The following is a 17,169-nucleotide window of genomic DNA, read 5'->3' on the forward strand; positions in this document are numbered from 1 at the left end:
TCCTGAACCATGTTCAGGAGAGTTCAGCGTGAATGTATCAGTATCCTCACTCCTCTCTCCTCACTTCTCACTCCTCATTGTTGCTCCCCACCGCTGACGCGATACTCTGGATCAAATGGCTCAACCTCATTTTTTCTGGCAACCAGAGCCCCTCAGAGTTTTCCGTGATCCCGGTTCGCCTAACCTTGCACAATTTTCTCTGTTATGCTCATGCCGTTTTGGATCTGCGTGGGATCCATACTGCCTGCATTTGTGGCCCCAATGGGGCAGGCAAGTCTGCCCTGCTCGATGCCCTCACCTGGGGCCTTTGGGGGCAAAGCCGGGCTAGCAATGACAGCGATCTCATTCGCAAGGGGGCCAGCGAAGCCTGGGTAGAGGTGATCTACCGCTCCCGAGGACAAACCTACCGCATCCTGCGCAGCCGTCATCTATCGGGCGAGGGATCCCTGGAGTGGCAAATTCAAACCGGAGAAACCGACGGCCAACCTCGCTGGCGCAGCCTAACCCGCCGCGGCATGCGCGCCACCCAACAGGCCATTCAAAGTCAGCTCAGCCTCGACTACGAGACCTTTATTCACTCTGCCTATCTGCGACAAGGACAAGCGGATGCCTTCACCCTGAAGCGTCCCGGCGAGCGCAAGCAAATTTTGGCCGACATGCTCAAGCTGGGGCAGTACGATCTGCTGGCCGAGCGCTGTCGGGAACGGGCACGCAGCGCCAAGCTCAAAGCGGATCTGCTCCAAGAGCGCCTGCAGCAGCTTGACCAACAACAGGCCCACCTTGGCCAAATTCAAGCCGAACTGGAGCAACTCCAACAACGGCAAACCCATCTGCAGCAACTCCTAGCCCAGCAACAGCAGGAATTGCAAGCCCTAGAGCGCCTCTACGAACATCGCTGCATCCTGCAGGAGCGCCACCAACACCTCACCCAACACTTACGGAAGCTCGGCGCCGACCTACAGCACACCGAGCAACAGTGGCGTGCCCAGCGACAGCACCTGCTCCAGTTGGAAGAGCTGATTGCCCAGAGTGAGGAGGTCCTGGCGGGCTACGAACGTTACCAAGCCCTGATGACCCAAGATCGCCATCTCCACCATCTCTTCGAGCAGCAGCAACACCTGCTCCAAGAACACCAAAAGCTCCAGGCCCAGCAAGCCGAGCAGCAACAGCAGCAACTGCGCAAGATGCAACGGCTGCAACAGGAGTTGGCCACCTGCCAAGCCCAGGCCCAAGCCGATGCCCAATTGCTGGCAGAACAGGAGCGCATCGAAATCGGCCTGCGCCACTACCAGCAAGCTCAAGCGCGTCTCCAGGCCCTGAACCAAGCCCAAGCTCAAGCCGCCGTCCTTCTCCAGCAGCAACAGCATTGGCAAGAGCAAATCCGCCGCGAGCGGGAACGCCTGCAAGCCCGCGTTCAGCTTCTCAGCCAGCAACTGCAAAGCCAGGAAACTCTAGCCCAACAGCAGCAGCAACTGGAGCAGAAAATTGCCGAAGGAGAGGCCGCCTTGGCAGAGCTGGAGCGACGGCGTCTCTACCAGCAGCAGGTGTTGGAAAAAGTCCAAGAACGACGGCTGTTCGTGCAAAAGCTCCAGGAACGCCAGCGGGTTCTCCAGCAACAGTGGCAACAGGAGGAAGAACGCTGCCGCCTGTTGGTGACCAGCTGGGATGAAGGTCAAGAGGCGTTTTCCGCTCAAAGCGCTCCGCGCAGCGAACGAGATCAGGTCACCCCCACTTTGGCAAGAGTGACAGCCCTTGTCGAGGAGACAGCCGAACAAGAGAAGGGATCCCTGGCCCTATCTTCCGCCGGTCAACCTGCCGAGTCATCCCCTGCAACGCCAACACCAGAGCCGCAGGGATCCGGCTTTATGGCTCCGCAACGCCGTCGCAACTGGACTTGCCCCCTCTGCGCCCGTCCCCTCAGCCCACGCCTGCGGGATGTGGTGCTGAAAAAACACCGCGAGCGTCAAGAGGAAATTGCCGGCCAACTGTTTGTTATCCGCGAACAACTGGCGGTGGCCGACCGGGAGATCGAACTCTTGCAAGAAGAATACCGCCGTCTTAGCCAAGAACTGGCCACTTGGGATGAGCGCCTGCACCTTCAAGGGCGATTGCAACAGCAGTGGGAAGCCGAGCAGGAGCGCTGTCGGCAAATCCAGCTCTGGCAAGCAGAGGCGGCAGAGTTGAGGGAAATCCTTGACCGGGAAGCTTACGCTCAAGAAGCTCGGCAACAGCTCCAGCAGATCCAGCAGGCCCTGCACCAACTGGGCTATGACGAGCGCGAGCACGCTCTACAACGGGGAGAACTGGAGCGCTGGCGCTGGGCCCTGGGCCGCTCTCAAGAACTCCGCAAGGCCCAAGAGCGCCGCTCTCGCCTCTGCGAGCAAATCGCATCTCTACAGGCACAACTGGAAACCCTGCAACAGGCGGTATCCAAGGACTCCGGCCCGCTAGCGCGATCGGATTCTCCCCTGGCGGAGCGGTTGGCTCAGGTGGAACAGGCGTTAAACCACCTGGGCTACGATGGATCCCTGCACCAGCAGGTGAAAGCCGAACTGGCCCAAGCGCAACTCTGGCCGGTGCGCCTGCAAGCCCTACAGGTGGCCCGCCAGGAACTGCCGGAGGTGGCAGCCCGCACCCAAGCCTTATCCCAACGCCTGCAGGAAAGCCGCCAGCACTTTGCCCAGGCCACCCAAGAGTTGGAACGGCTTCAGCAACAACTGGCGGAGCATCCCGAGGTTTTGCCTGCTCAGCTGGAAGGGATCCGCCAAACCCTGCGGGAGCACCGCCGGCGGCTGGATGAGGTGCTATCTCAGATAGGGGCCGCCCAACAACGGCTACAACAGGCGGTTCAACAGCAGGCGGAACAGGCCGAGCTGGAACAGCAACTGCAACAGGCCCGCCGCCAGCAGCAGGTGTACCAAGAGCTGGCCAATGCCTACGGTCGCAACGGCATCCCCGCCCTGATCGTCGAAAATGTCCTGCCCGAGCTGGAAGCCCAGGCCAACCAGATCCTGGCCCGCCTTACCCAACACCGCCTGCACCTGCAATTGGTTACCCAGCGCTCCGGGCGACGCTATTGCTCACCGGCCAAGCTGTCCTCCGTAGCGGGACGGAGTCCCTATGACACCCTCGACATTCTCATTGCCGATCCCCACGGCACCCGCCCCTACGAGACTTACTCCGGTGGAGAAGCCTTCCGCATCAACTTCGCCATTCGCCTGGCCTTGTCCCGCCTGCTCACCCAGCGCTCGGGATCCGACCTGCAAACCTTAATCATCGACGAGGGGTTTGGATCCCAGGATGCCACCGGGCGCGCCCAACTGCTGGCTGCCATCAACGCCATCGCCCCGGACTTTGCCTGCATCTTGGTGATTACCCACATCCCCAGCCTGCAGGATGCTTTCCCCCGCCGCATTGAGGTACAACCCTCTCCCCAGGGATCCCGCCTCTCCATTCGCGGCTAGTCCCTTCAGGGGTTGCCGGCACGATTTTGCAGCCACTGCTGCAACAGGGGCACCAGAGTCTCGCTGAGTTGGTTCCACTGGTCGGGCTTCTGGACGGTGGTCAGCAGCTCCACTCGCTCGCCTCGGATCACCAGAAAGCCAACTGGCTCGATGCGCACCCCACCCCCCGCTCCCCCGAACAGACTGGCCGGATCCCCGCCGTTGCCGCGACAGCCAGGAGCAGTCTTTCCAAAGTTACCCCCTCCCCCACCCAAGCCAAAATGCAAGGACATGTAAGGGACAATAATCGTCTCACCAATAGTGATCGGCTGACCAAAGGTTTGTCCCGTTTCCGCCAAAACCTTCAGCTTGCCGAGCACCGCCTCCAGCACCGATTCCACGTTGAAGTCGGATCCCATCTCCGTTGACTCGCCCACCAGACGCTCGGGCAAATGGCGCGCAGTACCTTCCCAGGCTAGTGCAGCCACGCCCAAGAGAGAAAGCCCAAGAAACTCCCCTAATCTTCGTCCGGCGAGCCGGAATAGAGATCTTCCAAACGGCTGCGAGCTTCTTCCAAGCTGGCCGAGCGAATCACCAGTAGAGGCTCCTCAGTGAGGTTGCCATCTTCATCCAGCAGCTCTGGGTGAGGGATCCGCTTGCGGGCACGACGAGGAGAGGCCTTGCGCTCTTCCACGCCCAGTGTGATGACATTGGTAACCAAGTTGTGCAGGGCCAAAAAGGCAATGGCCACAAAAGCGATGAGGTAGAGAATCTGCAGCATTACAGGTCGGGGGAGGGGTGAATCTGGCGAAATTGACGGCCCAATTCGGCACATTTCATAAGCAGGCGATGCCATTTTGCCATCAGCCCAGGGTCGATGCCAACCTCTTGATCAGAGGCCTGATAAAGCGCTTTGGCTACCTGTAGCTCCGCCTGGGCAGCCAAAACCTCTTCCAGCAAGGACTGCTGCTCTTCTGGGCTGATCAATTCCAGGGTCTCTTCCTGCAAAAAGCGGCGAGAACGCTCAAACCAGTAGCGGTAGTCCTCCAACAGTGGCCCCAGAATCTCTCGCAACAGCTCAGATTTGCTCATGGCCTGGGATCCCTCCACAACTGGTTTGGATGAAAAAATCTTAGCAGAACTTAACCTTCTCTCGCCACGGGAGAGCGGGATTCCAGGTAGGCTTCCATCTCCAGCATCAGGGCTTCGATCTGAGGCAGCAATTCCAGGGCCTGCTCTTGCCAGTAGCCCCGCTGGTGGGCTTCCAGCAGCCGCTCGCTCATGTCCCGCAGCGCCCAGGGGTTGCGGGATCGCAGGAACTGCTGGACTTGGGGATCCAATAGGTAGGCGCGGGCCAGGCCGGCGTACATGAAATCCGGCACAGCATGGGTGGTGACGTCGTAGGCAAAGAGGTAGTCCAGGGTGGCAGCCATCTCGAAGGCGCCCTTGTAGCCGTGGCGCATCACGCCGGCAATCCACTTGGGGTTGATCACGCGGGCGCGATAGACCCGGTCGATTTCTTCGGCCAGGGTGCGGATCTTAGGGTTGTGGGGACGGGCGTGATCCCCGAAGTAAATCCGCGGGTTGCGGCCCTGGAGCGTTCGCACTGCCGCCACCATCCCCCCTTGAAACTGGTAGTAGTCATCGGAGTCCAGCAGGTCGTGCTCGCGGTTGTCTTGGTTGTGGAGCACAATTTGCAGGTGGGCCAATTGCCGCCGCAGGGCTTCGGGGGCCGGCTCTCCCTCGCCATCGGCCCGGTAGGCGTAGCTGCTCCAGTTGAGGTAGGCGCGGGCCAGATCCGCTTCTGTTTCCCAGTTTTGTGCCTCGATCAGCCCCTGTAGGCCGGCCCCGTAGGCCCCTGGCTTGGAACCGAAGATGCGCAGCCGCGCCCGCTCCGCCGCTGCTTGGGTTGGGATCCCCTGCTGTTGCCAGTAGTCAGTATCGGCCAACACCTGAGCTCGCAAGGGGTTATCGGCTTCCGGCTCCTCCAGATCGGCCACGGCCTGCACAGCTCGGTCAAACAGGGCAATCAAGTTGGGAAAGGCATCGCGGAAGAAGCCGGAAATGCGCAAGGTCACATCCACCCGAGGACGCCCCAAAACGGCCACGGGCAGGATCTCGATATCCACCACCCGTCCCCCATCCCAGCGGGGTTTCACCCCCAGCAGGGCCAGGGCTTCGGCCCAATCGTCGCCGCCGGTGCGCAGGGTGGAAGTTCCCCAGACGGATAGCCCCAGACGACGGGGGTACTCCCCTTGCTCTTGCACGTAGCGCTCCACCACCCGCTCTGCCGCTCGCGCGCCAATTTGCCAGGCCGTTGGGGTGGGAATGGCGCGGATATCCACCGAGTAAAAGTTGCGCCCCGTGGGCAACACATCCACCCGGCCTCGGGTGGGGGCGCCGGAAGCGCCGCTGGGCACGTAGCCGCCGTTTAGCCCCTGGAGCAGGTGATCCAGCTCCTGGGGAGTTTGCTGCAGGCGAGGGAGCAGATCCGTCTCGATCCAATGCAGCACCTGCCTGGCTGTCGGCCCCGGTGGCGGATTGTAAGGGATCCCTTGCAGCCGCTGGGCAATCCAGCGGCGGGCTTGCGCTTCCAGGGCGGCCACCCCGTCTCCGATGTGGCGAAAGTTCTCGCCCATAGACCTTGAGGTTTTCCCAGGCCGGCTGCCAGCGGCTAATTCTTCAGATAGACCGCCGCCCCTAGGCCGACCAACATTTCCTCAGGGGTAATTTTGCCATCTTGGTTGGTATCCAGGGCATCGAAAACGCGATCTGCCCCCATCCACTCCTCGCGGGTGATGAAGCCATCCCCATCCAGGTCGTAGAGGCGGAAGACATCCTGGGCGGCGTGGGTAATGGTTTCCTTGGCACCCTCCAGCTTCTGCAGCCGCTCGGTGAGCAGTTTTTCCAACACCTCCAGCGCTTTGGAGAAGCCCTGGATCCCTTCTTCCAGCTTTTCTGAGGCCATGCGGTTTTCCCGGTGCATCTGGTCGAAGGTAGCTCGATCCATCACCAGGCGCGGGATGTCCATTTTCTTGGCTTTTTCCGGATCCAGTTTGCGCTCTAGGTGACCCTCGGTGTTTTGCAGCTCCGCCAGCAGCGCCGGTGAGATGGTGAGAAGATCGCAGCCGGCCAACTCGATGATCTCCCCGATGTTGCGGAAGCTGGCCCCCATCACTTCCGTCGGAAAATCGTATTTGCGGAAGTAGTTGTAAATCTGGGTCACCGACTGCACCCCCGGATCTTCGGCAGGAGGGTAGCTCTCCCGGCCCGTGTGTTTCTTGTACCAATCCAAGATGCGGCCCACAAAGGGCGAGATCAGCTTCACCCCCGCTTCGGCGCAGGCTATGGCTTGGTGCAAGCCAAACAACAGGGTAAGGTTGCAGTGGATCCCTTCTTTCTCCAGGATCTCGGCAGCCCGGATCCCTTCCCAAGTCGAGGCAATTTTAATCAGCACCCGGCTGGGATCCGCTCCTGCTGCCTTGTACAGCTCGATCAGATGGCGGGCCTTGGCGACCGTAGCTTCCGTGTCGTAGGAGAGGCGGGCATCCACCTCCGTCGAGACACGCCCAGGGATGATGGACAAAATGCGCACGCCGAAGGCTACCGCCAATTGATCGATGGCATGGGCCACCACGGCTTTCGGCTCAGCTTTGGATCCCACCTCTTGGCGAGCTTTGAGCAAGGTCTCATCGACAATGCCCTGATACTGAGGCATTTGGGCTGCAGCCGTGATCAATGAGGGGTTGGTGGTGGCATCTTGAGGCTTAAAGCTCTCGATGGCGTTGATATCACCCGTATCGGCGACCACGACAGTCATCTGTCGCAATTGCTCCAGCAAGCTCTTGCTCATGTTCGGCTCCTTGAGATTGCGCTACGCGCCGCTTCTGCGACCTAGTTTCAGTGTTACCCATCCCATTCAGGGATCCCGGTAGACATGAGATTGTCTTAATTCTCTTCTCTGGCCGGGTTCACCCCCACGGGTGTGGGGACAACTGGGCATACTCGTTTCAAACAAGATGAAGACCCTTCGCCGCTGACCCTCACCCCTTGCGGGCGAGGGGAGCTGGGGATCAACCAACCAGCTGTTCCACAGCCGTTTGCAATGACCAGGCAAAGCAAGGGGGAAACCCCAGAGGCTGCCTAGCCCGCCTGGCTGCGCAACTGCCGCAAGAGCCGCTCAAACTCCTCCGGCAGGGGAGCGGTAAACTGCAGCGGCTGGCCTGTGCGCGGGTGAACAAAGGAGAGCTTCCAGGCATGGAGAGCTTGGCCGCCCAGCTTAACAGGGCTGGTTTTGCTCTGGGTGTAGAGGGGATCCCCGACAATGGGTAGGCGCATGTGGGCAGCATGCACCCGAATTTGATGGGTGCGCCCGGTCTCCAGCTCAAACTGCATCAGGGTGTAGTTGCCCAGCCGCTCCAACACTTGCCAGTGGGTTACCGCCACTCGCCCTTGGCCAGGGGTCAGGACGGCCATTTTCTGCCGATCCACCGGGTGCCTCCCAATGGGGGCAGAGACGGTGCCTTGGCTTTGGGCCGGGCGGCCAAACACCACCCCCAAGTAGATGCGCCGGGCGGTTTTGGCCTGGATCTGGGCTTGTAGGTGCTGGTGGGCCTGATCGTGTTTGGCAATCACCAGGGCACCAGTGGTGTCTTTGTCAAGGCGATGGACAATACCTGGACGCAGCTCGCCGTTGATGCCTGAAAGATGGGGGCAGTGGGCCAGCAGGGCGTGCACCAGGGTGCCACTGGCGTGGCCGGGGGCGGGGTGCACCACCAAACCGCGGGGCTTGTTGATCACAAGCAAATCGTCATCTTCGTAAAGAATGTCCAAGGGGATCGGCTCCGGCTGCAGGGCAGTCGGGGTGGCTGGCGGGATCCGCACCTCGACTTCATCCCCAGCTTGCAAGGCGCGATCCTTATCCCGGCAGGGCTGCCCATTGAGCCAAACCTGGCCCTGGCGGATAAGCTGCTGCAGGCGCGACCGCGACAGCTCCGGCAGTTGCTCTGCCAATCCTCGATCCAGCCGCAAGCCCTGCTGTTTTTCCGTCACCCTGATCTGGCGAATGTCTGCTGCAGCCTCCTTGTGGCCCTCCATGCCGTTGTTGCCCAAATTGCCTTCTTTGACCATTGTGGCAGCCCGGCTACTTTTGCACTGAGTAAAAAAGGTCGAAGATTTGCAGCAACTTCCGCAGGCAGGTGGTGGGGGGATCTGCCTTGTCTCATCGCCTTCTAAGCCTTCTTGGGGGGATCCCTGGGCAATTTTAAGGGGCAGAAAATCCTGACTAGAGTGAGGTTATGGCCCACCAAGAATGAGTTGGGCCGAGTGTTGGCATAGGAGAGCCGGGAGCGATCCCAAGCCGACAACACAGCACACCCCAGCAATTGGCGTTGGCTCAATGGATCGCTCAATGGATCTAAGAAGGAGGTAAGACATGTCGGATGGAGCAACCAGGGGATCCCAGCTTCAGCAACCCTCTCAACCCCAGCTTGGCTCAGAGCCGCCTTTGGTCTTGCCCCTGACGGAGGTGGGGCTGCGGGACGTTGCCCAGGTGGGCGGGAAAAACGCCTCCTTGGGAGAAATGCTGCAGCAGCTCACCTCAAAGGGGATCCAGGTGCCGACAGGATTTGCCACCACCGCCCATGCGTATCGCCAGTTCATCGCCTCTGCGGGCCTAGAGGAGAAGTTGCAGGAGATTTTCAAAGACTTAGACATTGAGAATGTCCAAAATTTGCGCGAGCGGGGCAAGGCTGCCCGCACCTTGATCTTGCAAACTCCCTTCCCCCCTCAGCTAGAGCAGGCCATCGCCGAAGCCTACCAAAAGCTGTGCGAGCGCTACGGCCCCGACACCGATGTGGCGGTGCGCTCCAGTGCCACGGCAGAAGACTTGCCGGATGCCAGCTTTGCCGGCCAGCAGGAGACCTACCTGAACGTGCGTGGAGTGCGGGCAGTGCTCAATGCCTGTCACCACTGTTTTGCCAGCTTGTTTACCGACCGGGCCATCTCCTACCGCCAGATCAAGGGCTTTGACCATTTTCAAGTAGCCCTCTCGGTGGGGGTGCAGAAGATGGTGCGCTCGGATCTGGCTTGCTCGGGGGTGATGTTCTCCATCGACCCAGAAACCGGCTTTAAAGATGCGGTGCTGATCACCGCCGCCTACGGCCTGGGGGAAAACGTGGTGCAAGGGATCGTCAACCCCGATGAGTACGTGGTCTTCAAACCCACCCTCAAGCAGGGACTGCGCCCCATCCTCTCCCGCAAGCTGGGCAGCAAGGCCCTGAAGCTGGTCTACGACGAGGGGGGATCCCGTTCCACCAAAAACGTGGCTGTCCCCGAAAGCCTGCGCAAGCAATATGCCCTCAGGGATGAGGAAGTCCTGGAGCTGGCTCGCTGGGCCTGCCTGATCGAAGAGCACTACTCGGCGCTGCGGGGCCGCTTCACCCCCATGGACATCGAGTGGGCCAAAGATGGCCTCACCGGGGAGCTGTTTATCGTGCAGGCCCGCCCCGAAACGGTGCAGTCGCAAAAAGGGGCCAACCAGCTGACCACCTATCGCTTCACCCAGCCTGGGGCGCAGCCCGAGCCTCTGGTGCGGGGACGGGCCGTAGGCGAGGCCATTGGCCAGGGCACAGCCCGCGTCATTTTGGATGTGCGCCGCTCGGATCAGTTTCAGGCCGGCGAGGTGCTGGTGACCGAAAAAACGGATCCCGACTGGGAGCCAATCATGAAAAAGGCCAGCGCCATCGTCACCAACCAGGGGGGCAGAACTTGCCATGCGGCCATCATCGCCCGCGAGCTGGGGATCCCGGCCATTGTGGGCTGCGGCAACGCCACGCAGGTGCTGCACTCTGGCGATCCCATCACCGTCTCCTGCGCTGAAGGGGAAGAAGGGCGGGTCTACCCGGGCCTGTTGCCCTATGAGGTGACGGAGATCCCGCTGGAGGAGCTGCCCCGTCCCCGCACCCAGCTGATGATGAATGTGGGCAACCCAGAAAAAGCCTTCGGCCTCAGCGGGATCCCTTGCGATGGCGTGGGGCTGGCGCGGCTGGAGTTCATCATTGCCAACCACATTCAGGTCCACCCGCTGGCTTTGCTCAACTACGAGCAGGCGGTGAAAGAGGAGCCGCGCCTGGCAGAGCTCACCGCCCAGTATGCCGACAAGCCGGAGTACTTTGTGGACAAGCTGGCCCAGGGGGTGGCCACCATTGCTGCCGCCTTTTACCCCAAGCCGGTGATCGTGCGGCTGTCGGATTTCAAAAGCAACGAGTATGCCCACCTGTTGGGGGGATCCCGCTACGAACCCCACGAGGAAAACCCGATGATCGGCTGGCGGGGGGCTTCCCGCTACACGGATCCCCGCTACCGCGAGGGCTTTGCCTTGGAGTGTCGGGCCATGAAACGGGTGCGGGATGAGATGGGCCTGACCAACGTGATCTTGATGATCCCCTTCTGCCGCACGCCGGAAGAGGGGCACAAGGTGCTGGAGGAGATGGCCCGCCATGGCCTGGTGCGGGGAGAAAACGGCCTGCAGGTGTACGTGATGTGTGAATTGCCCAGCAACGTCATCCTGGCCGACGCGTTTTGCCAGATCTTCGACGGCTTCTCCATCGGCTCCAACGACCTCACCCAGCTCACTCTGGGCCTGGATCGCGACTCAGCCCTGGTGGCCCACCTTTTTGACGAGCGCAACGAGGCCGTCAGGCGGATGATCGCCCAGGTGATCCAGACGGTGAAAAGCCATGGCCGCAAGATCGGCATCTGCGGGCAGGCCCCCAGCGACTACCCCGACTTCGCCCGCTTCCTGGTGCAGGCGGGGATCGATTCCATCAGCCTCAACCCCGATTCCCTGTTGAAAACCCTGCTGGTGGTGGCCGAAGCAGAAGCGGCTGGCACCCGGTGAGCCCAAAGCCGGCCCAGAGACGTGCGCGGGGATCCCGTCTCCTGAGTTACAATCTCTTCTGCTGTGTTCCCATCCCCATCGATGATCCACGAACTCTCCATGCCGGCCCTCAGCTCCACCATGGAAACGGGCAAGATCGTCACCTGGCTTAAGAACCCCGGCGACCGCGTGGAGAAAGGAGAAAACATCCTGGTGGTGGAGTCGGACAAAGCGGACATGGACGTGGAGTCCTTCCACAGCGGCATCCTGGCCAGCATCCTGGTGCCGGCAGGGGAATCAGCCCCGGTGGGCGCCCCCATCGCCCTGATTGCCGAAAGCGAGGCAGAAGTGGCCCAAGCTCAGGAAAAAGCCAAGGCCCTCGCTGCTGGCGTTACCCCTGCGGCTCCACCTAGCGCAGACCGCGCCTCTGCAGCTCAGCCGACAAGTCCTGCCCCTGCGGCAACCCCCACCTCTACACTGCCAAATGGATCGGATGGCGCCGGATCCCAGCGGATCGTGGCTTCCCCGCGGGCGAAAAAATTGGCGGAGAGCCTGGGGATCGATCTGCGCACCGTGCGCGGCTCTGGCCCCAATGGTCGCATCGTCGCTGAAGACGTGGAGCGGGCAGCGGCCCTTTCCGCTCCTGCAGTGGCTGCCCCCTCTGCTCCAGCCCCTACGTCCCCAACTCCTGCGGCTGTCCCCTTGGGAGAAACGGTTCCCCTCAGCACTTTACAAGCGGCGGTGGTGCGCAATATGAACGCCAGCCTTGGCGTGCCGGTGTTCCACGTCGGCTACACCATCACCACCGACAACTTGGATCACCTCTACCAACAGGTAAAGCCTAAGGGGGTGACCCTGACGGCCCTTTTGGTCAAAGCGGTGGCCCTGACCCTGGAGAAGCACCCCCTTCTGAATGCCAGCTACACAGAAGGCGGGATCCACTACAAAGCCGATATCAACATCGCGGTGGCGGTGGCCATGGAGGATGGCGGGCTGATCACTCCTGTCCTAAAGCAAGCCAACCGGCTGGATCTGTATGAGATCTCCCGCCGCTGGAAGGATCTGGTGGAGCGGGCGCGGCGTAAGCAACTGCAGCCAGAGGAGTACACCAGCGGCACCTTCACCCTCTCCAACCTGGGCATGTTTGGGGTGGATCGCTTCGACGCCATTTTGCCGCCTGGCCAAGGGGCCATTTTGGCCATCGGCGCTTCTCGCCCCACGGTGGTGGCGACGCCGGAAAAAGCCATTGCCATCCGTTCCCAAATGCAGGTGAACCTCACCTGCGATCACCGTGTCATCTACGGGGCTCATGCGGCGGCTTTCCTGCAGGATCTGGCCCAGTTGTTAGAACAAAATGTGGGATCCCTGACGTTGTAGCAAGCCCACCCGGCGATTCAGTAGGGGGGAATAATCCCCCTCGGTCGTGGGGAAAGAGTTGCCTCTGTAGGGTTAACCTCGGGATCCGACTCAGGCTCTTCTGGGGCAGGCATTTCTCGGCGCACCTCTTGGTCTTGTACCACCTGAAAAATCAGGGTAAAGGGGCGACCTACCTCCGCCGCCACAAATTCCTCCAGCAAAGTCACCTGCCTGGGGGTAACCGGCTCGTCTGCTCGTACCGACAGCACTACTTCTGGGGGATTGACCACCCAGTTAAACTCGCTGCGCAATAGGGTTACCCGTTGGAAGGTGATGGTTCTGTTTAGCAAGGCGGTTCGTAGCGCCCATTCCAACCGAGATTGATACAGCAGTTGAGTCATACTGGCTGCCAGCGGCACCAGCAACACCATCACCAAACCGAACATCCACACCAATCCAGAACGGGCCTTGTGCAAGGGGGCGTAGCCCATCAGCAAAAACGTAACCATGCAAGCCAGGGCAATCCCCAACAGGTTGGTGGAATAGAGCAGGGTTGCTCCTAGGCTGATCTCCCAGTCGGCATAGGCCAGTCCCAAACCAATCACACACACCGGCGGCATTAAGGCCACAGCAATCGCAACCCCTGCCAAACTGTCGGCGATCTCTTTGCGCACCCTAGCAAAAGCGCCAATTCCCCCTGCTGCTAGCGCCACTCCCAAATCCAACAGGTTGGGTTGAGTGCGGGCCAAAATTTCGCTGCCCCAATTGGGAAGACCTACCCACCACCCCAGCAGGAAAGACACCCCCACCCCAATACCAGTTCCCACGGTCAAAGACAGGATGCCTGTACGAAACAAGACCACATTCCCATCTAAAGCCCCCATGGCCATGCCGCGAATCGGCAGCATCAAAGGAGCCACGATCATCGCCCCAATGATCACGGCCGGGCTATTGGCCAGTAACCCCAACGTGGCAATCACACAGGAGCCGAGCACCAACATCAAGTAGTTCAGGCTGAGGCGAGACTCCCGCATCAATCCCACCATCAACTCGGCATATTCTTCTGGAGTGACCAGTGGTGGCCGCCAGCGGAGAGGCTGTGGCCAACCCTGGGGTGAGGGAACCAAGCCGGTTTCTGAGCTGCTGCTAGTAGAAGGAGGGATCCTGTTCATATCCATGATTGGGTTCCCGGTCTTGGGTCTCCTTGGCGGTGTCAGGAACACACCAGCCTCGGGCTTTCAGCAGTCTAACTTGGTGGAGAGCCGCTACTCAGGATCCCCCTTTGGGAGAGTGGCGCATCAAATCTTGTACGGCCTCGGCATGGTAAGAGCTGCGGGTGAGAGGGGAGGACACCACCTGCAAAAAGCCCAGCTCTTCCCCCACCCGTCGCCAATGGTCGAACTCTTCGGGGGGAACGTAGCGCTCCACCGGCAGGTGTTTGGGGCTGGGCGCCAGGTATTGGCCGAGCGTGAGGATGTCACAACCCACCCGGCGCAGATCCCGCATCACCTGCAAGATCTCCTCGGCAGTTTCTCCCAGGCCCAACATCACCCCCGACTTGGTGTACAGGCCAGGATCCCATTGCCGTGCCAACTCCAACAGCTTGAGGGAGCGCTCGTAGTTCCCTTGCGGGCGTACACGGCGATAGAGGCGGGGCACCGTTTCGGTATTGTGGTTGAGCACCGTCGGTCGGGCGGCCAAGATCTGCTGCAGCGCCTGCCAGTTACCACATAGGTCTGGGATCAAGACCTCGATGGTGGTCTGGGGCATGCGGCGGCGGATTTCCGCAATGCAGGCAACAAACTGGCCGGCTCCCCCATCGGGCAGGTCGTCCCGATTCACTGATGTAATTACCGCATGGCGCAACCCCAAGCGCTCCACTGCTTCCGCCACCCGCCGGGGTTCGGTGGCATCCAGGGGCAGGGGGCGTTTGGTGAAGTCGATATCACAGTAGGGGCAGGCGCGGGTACAGGCCGGGCCCATGATCAAAAAGGTGGCGGTGCCGTTGGCGAAGCACTCCCCCAAGTTGGGACAGGAAGCCTCTTCGCAAACCGTGTTTAGGCCCAAGTCCCGCAGCAGTTGTTTGACGGATCCCACCCGTTGAGGGGCCTTGGCCCGCAGCCAGGAGGGTTTGCCGCCAGGAGAAGAAGAAACAACGGTCAAAGAAGTGCTCCAACACAAAACAGCGGCGACGGTATCACTCAGCTTAGCCTGCCATTTGGCCCCCTTGAATTTGGACAAAGCCAATTTCCCGGCCCAATTGATCCCTAGCGCCTCGGAAGCAAGACCCAAAACACGGCATACTGGAAAGCAAATGTCGAGCGATAGGGATCCCACATGGTTGTTGCTGCTCCTCCCTCTCTGGAACAACTTGCCATCAACACGATTCGCTTTTTGGCGGTGGATGCTGTTCAGAAGGCCAACTCCGGCCACCCTGGCCTGCCGATGGGAGCAGCACCCATGGCCTATGTGTTGTGGCAGCAGTTCATGAAGTTCAACCCCCGCAACCCCAAGTGGGTGGATCGGGATCGCTTTGTGCTCTCGGCGGGGCACGGCTGCATGCTGCAGTACGCGCTGCTGCACCTGACCGGCTTTGATGTAAGCCTGGAGGACATTAAGCAGTTCCGCCAGTGGGGATCCAAAACCCCCGGCCACCCGGAAAACTTTGAAACTCCGGGGGTGGAGGTGACCACCGGCCCGCTGGGGCAAGGGGTGGGTAACGCGGTTGGGCTGGCGATTGCCGAGGCCCATCTGGCCGCCCGCTTCAACAAGCCCGGCCACACCATTGTGGATCACTACACCTACGTGATCTTGGGGGATGGCTGCAACATGGAGGGGGTGGCTTCCGAAGCAGCTTCTTTGGCCGGCCACCTGCAACTGGGCAAGCTGATCATGCTCTACGACAGCAACCACATCTCCATCGACGGCAGCACAGAAATCGCCTTTACGGAAGATGTGGGCAAACGCTATGAAGCCTACGGCTGGCATGTGCAAAAGGTAGACGACGGCAACCACGACTTGAAAGGGATCGCCGAGGCCATCCAGAGAGCCAAGGAAGTCACCAACAAGCCTTCTTTGATCATTGTCGAGACCACCATCGGCTACGGATCCCCCAACAAGGCCGGCAGCGAGAGCGTCCATGGGGCACCCCTGGGGCCGGAAGAGGTGAAGCTCACCAAACAAAACCTGGGTTGGCCTCTGGAGCCGGAGTTTTACATTCCCGACGAGGTGCTGGCCCACTTCCGCCAGGCCATCGAAAAAGGGGCCAAGGCCGAGGCCGAGTGGAACGAGCGCTTCGCCGCCTACGAGAAGGCTTACCCCGAAGAGGCCGCCGAGTTCAAGCGCATCATGGCCGGGGAGCTGCCGGTGGGCTGGAAAGAAGCGCTGGCCCCCATTGCCGAAACCGGCAGAGAATCCACCCGCAACCTCTCCAAGTTTTGTCTGAATGCCTTGGCCAAAGCGGTGCCGGAACTGCTGGGGGGATCCGCAGATCTCGCCCACTCCAACATGACTTATCTAAAGGGGATCCCAGAGTTTCAGGCCGGCTCTTACGAGGGGCGTAACTTCCGCTTTGGGGTGCGGGAACACGGCATGGGAGCCATTGCCAACGGCATGGCGCTTCATGGAGGTCTCATCCCTTACGACGCCACCTTTTTGATCTTCACCGACTACATGCGGCCTGCCATCCGCCTGTCCGCCCTCTCGCAGGTGCGGGTGCTGCACGTCATGACCCACGACTCCGTCGCCTTGGGAGAAGATGGCCCCACTCACCAGCCGGTGGAAACTTTGGCCTCCCTGCGGGCCATTCCCAATCTCTATGTGCTGCGCCCGGCAGATGCCCGCGAAACGGTGGGATCCTACCAGGTGGCCCTAGAAGCCAAGACCACCCCTTCTGTGCTGGTGTTCACCCGGCAAGCCGTCAACCCGGTGGAAGGCACCTCTGTTGAAGGCGTAGCCAAAGGGGCCTATGTGGTGGTGGATGCCCCCAATCCAGAGCTGATCTTGATCGCCACCGGCTCTGAACTGGAGCTGGCGGTGAAAGCTGCAGCCCAACTAAAGCAGGAAGGCCGGGCGGTGCGGGTGGTCTCTATGCCCTGTATGGAGCTGTTTGAGGCCCAGCCCCAGAGCTACCGCGATTCCGTTCTGCCCCCCAACGTCACCAAGCGCGTCTCCGTCGAGGCAGGCTGCACCTTCGGCTGGCACAAGTACCTGGGGTTTGAGGGGGTGGCCATTGGCATCGACCGCTTTGGCGCCTCTGCCCCCGGCCCGGTGTGCATGGAGAAGTTCGGCTTCACGGTGGAAAACGTGGTCAACACTGCCCGCCGGCTGCTGGGCTGAGGGCACTTTACCCCTTCCTCGGCGCCTTCAAGGGGCTCAGCAGGGATCCCTTCTCTGCTGGGCTTTTTTCCCTGTTGAGCCTGCTGCCCAGCGGCGTGACCCGGACAGGCGTAGCGAACCTCGCATCAACCAATCAGCAGGACTTCCAAAGCA

At 60.8% G+C, this 17,169-nt stretch carries 11 protein-coding genes and 1 pseudogene; 4 read left to right on the plus strand and 8 right to left on the minus strand.

The genetic code is table 11. The annotated features are described in order from the left end of the window. Positions 1–32 precede the first annotated feature (32 nt). Positions 33–3,464 carry an AAA family ATPase gene (locus tag NW843_RS02290; RefSeq protein WP_414521997.1) on the plus strand — a complete coding sequence of 1,144 codons (3,432 nt, stop codon included), beginning with the start codon at positions 33–35 and terminating at the stop codon, positions 3,462–3,464. Between the two features lie 5 nt (positions 3,465–3,469). On the opposite strand, the gene NW843_RS02295 is transcribed toward NW843_RS02290, so the two are convergent. From NW843_RS02295 to NW843_RS02320, 6 genes and pseudogenes are all read right to left on the minus strand, one after another. Then, positions 3,470–3,895: a GerW family sporulation protein gene (locus NW843_RS02295; protein WP_414521998.1), complete on the minus strand. Its 426-nt coding sequence runs from the start codon at positions 3,893–3,895 to the stop codon at positions 3,470–3,472. A gap of 65 nt (positions 3,896–3,960) precedes the next feature. Beyond that, positions 3,961–4,224 carry a DUF2973 domain-containing protein gene (locus tag NW843_RS02300; protein WP_414521999.1) on the minus strand — a complete coding sequence of 88 codons (264 nt, stop codon included), beginning with the start codon at positions 4,222–4,224 and terminating at the stop codon, positions 3,961–3,963. Further along, a complete protein-coding gene (locus NW843_RS02305; RefSeq protein WP_041436371.1) occupies positions 4,224–4,535 on the minus strand; it encodes a DUF2605 domain-containing protein in 312 nt (103 codons plus the stop codon). Before NW843_RS02305 ends, NW843_RS02300 begins: the two co-directional genes overlap by 1 nt. A gap of 50 nt (positions 4,536–4,585) precedes the next feature. Further along, positions 4,586–6,067: pseudogene (locus NW843_RS02310) on the minus strand (cobaltochelatase subunit CobN); the annotation flags it as partial. Between the two features lie 50 nt (positions 6,068–6,117). Then, positions 6,118–7,296 (minus strand): transaldolase, encoded by a 1,179-nt coding sequence (locus NW843_RS02315; RefSeq protein WP_414522000.1) that lies wholly within the window; start codon positions 7,294–7,296, stop codon positions 6,118–6,120. A gap of 290 nt (positions 7,297–7,586) precedes the next feature. Then, positions 7,587–8,540 carry an RluA family pseudouridine synthase gene (locus tag NW843_RS02320; RefSeq protein ID WP_414424341.1) on the minus strand — a complete coding sequence of 318 codons (954 nt, stop codon included), beginning with the start codon at positions 8,538–8,540 and terminating at the stop codon, positions 7,587–7,589. 337 nt (positions 8,541–8,877) lie between these two features. Here NW843_RS02320 and ppsA point away from each other — a divergent pair, with 337 nt between their 5' ends. After that, entirely contained in the window at positions 8,878–11,343 is a 2,466-nt protein-coding gene (gene ppsA, locus NW843_RS02325) for a phosphoenolpyruvate synthase (protein WP_414522001.1), read from the plus strand. 81 nt (positions 11,344–11,424) lie between these two features. Beyond that, on the plus strand, positions 11,425–12,699 hold the full coding sequence (locus NW843_RS02330) for a dihydrolipoamide acetyltransferase family protein (RefSeq protein ID WP_414522002.1): 1,275 nt from the start codon (positions 11,425–11,427) through the stop codon (positions 12,697–12,699). A gap of 17 nt (positions 12,700–12,716) precedes the next feature. Here the strand turns inward: NW843_RS02330 and NW843_RS02335 are convergent, their stop codons facing one another. Both NW843_RS02335 and lipA read right to left on the minus strand, forming a co-directional pair. Next, positions 12,717–13,856, minus strand: a complete 1,140-nt coding sequence (locus tag NW843_RS02335; protein ID WP_414416441.1) for a DUF389 domain-containing protein — start codon at positions 13,854–13,856, stop codon at positions 12,717–12,719. 91 nt (positions 13,857–13,947) lie between these two features. Then, positions 13,948–14,841, minus strand: coding sequence for a lipoyl synthase (gene lipA, locus NW843_RS02340; protein WP_414522003.1), 894 nt, complete (start codon positions 14,839–14,841; stop codon positions 13,948–13,950). A gap of 174 nt (positions 14,842–15,015) precedes the next feature. Between lipA and tkt the strand changes: the two genes are divergently transcribed. Then, entirely contained in the window at positions 15,016–17,016 is a 2,001-nt protein-coding gene (gene tkt, locus NW843_RS02345; RefSeq protein WP_414522004.1) for a transketolase, read from the plus strand. The last annotated feature ends 153 nt before the right edge of the window (positions 17,017–17,169 follow it).

It is taken from the genome of Synechococcus sp. R5-12, from assembly GCF_047502655.1.
Lineage (GTDB): Bacteria > Cyanobacteriota > Cyanobacteriia > Thermostichales > Thermostichaceae > Thermostichus.

Excerpts from the sequence above, each read along its gene's own strand:
- NW843_RS02320 (WP_414424341.1), bottom strand. The coding sequence starts at position 8,540 with ATGGAGGGCCACAAGGAGGCTGCAGCAGACATTCGCCAGATCAGGGTG.
- NW843_RS02315 (WP_414522000.1), bottom strand. The coding sequence starts at position 7,296 with ATGAGCAAGAGCTTGCTGGAGCAATTGCGACAGATGACTGTCGTGGTC.
- tkt (WP_414522004.1), top strand. The coding sequence starts at position 15,016 with ATGGTTGTTGCTGCTCCTCCCTCTCTGGAACAACTTGCCATCAACACG.
- NW843_RS02330 (WP_414522002.1), top strand. The coding sequence starts at position 11,425 with ATGATCCACGAACTCTCCATGCCGGCCCTCAGCTCCACCATGGAAACG.
- ppsA (WP_414522001.1), top strand. The coding sequence starts at position 8,878 with ATGTCGGATGGAGCAACCAGGGGATCCCAGCTTCAGCAACCCTCTCAA.
- NW843_RS02335 (WP_414416441.1), bottom strand. The coding sequence starts at position 13,856 with ATGGATATGAACAGGATCCCTCCTTCTACTAGCAGCAGCTCAGAAACC.
- NW843_RS02305 (WP_041436371.1), bottom strand. The coding sequence starts at position 4,535 with ATGAGCAAATCTGAGCTGTTGCGAGAGATTCTGGGGCCACTGTTGGAG.
- NW843_RS02290 (WP_414521997.1), top strand. The coding sequence starts at position 33 with ATGTATCAGTATCCTCACTCCTCTCTCCTCACTTCTCACTCCTCATTG.
- NW843_RS02300 (WP_414521999.1), bottom strand. The coding sequence starts at position 4,224 with ATGCTGCAGATTCTCTACCTCATCGCTTTTGTGGCCATTGCCTTTTTG.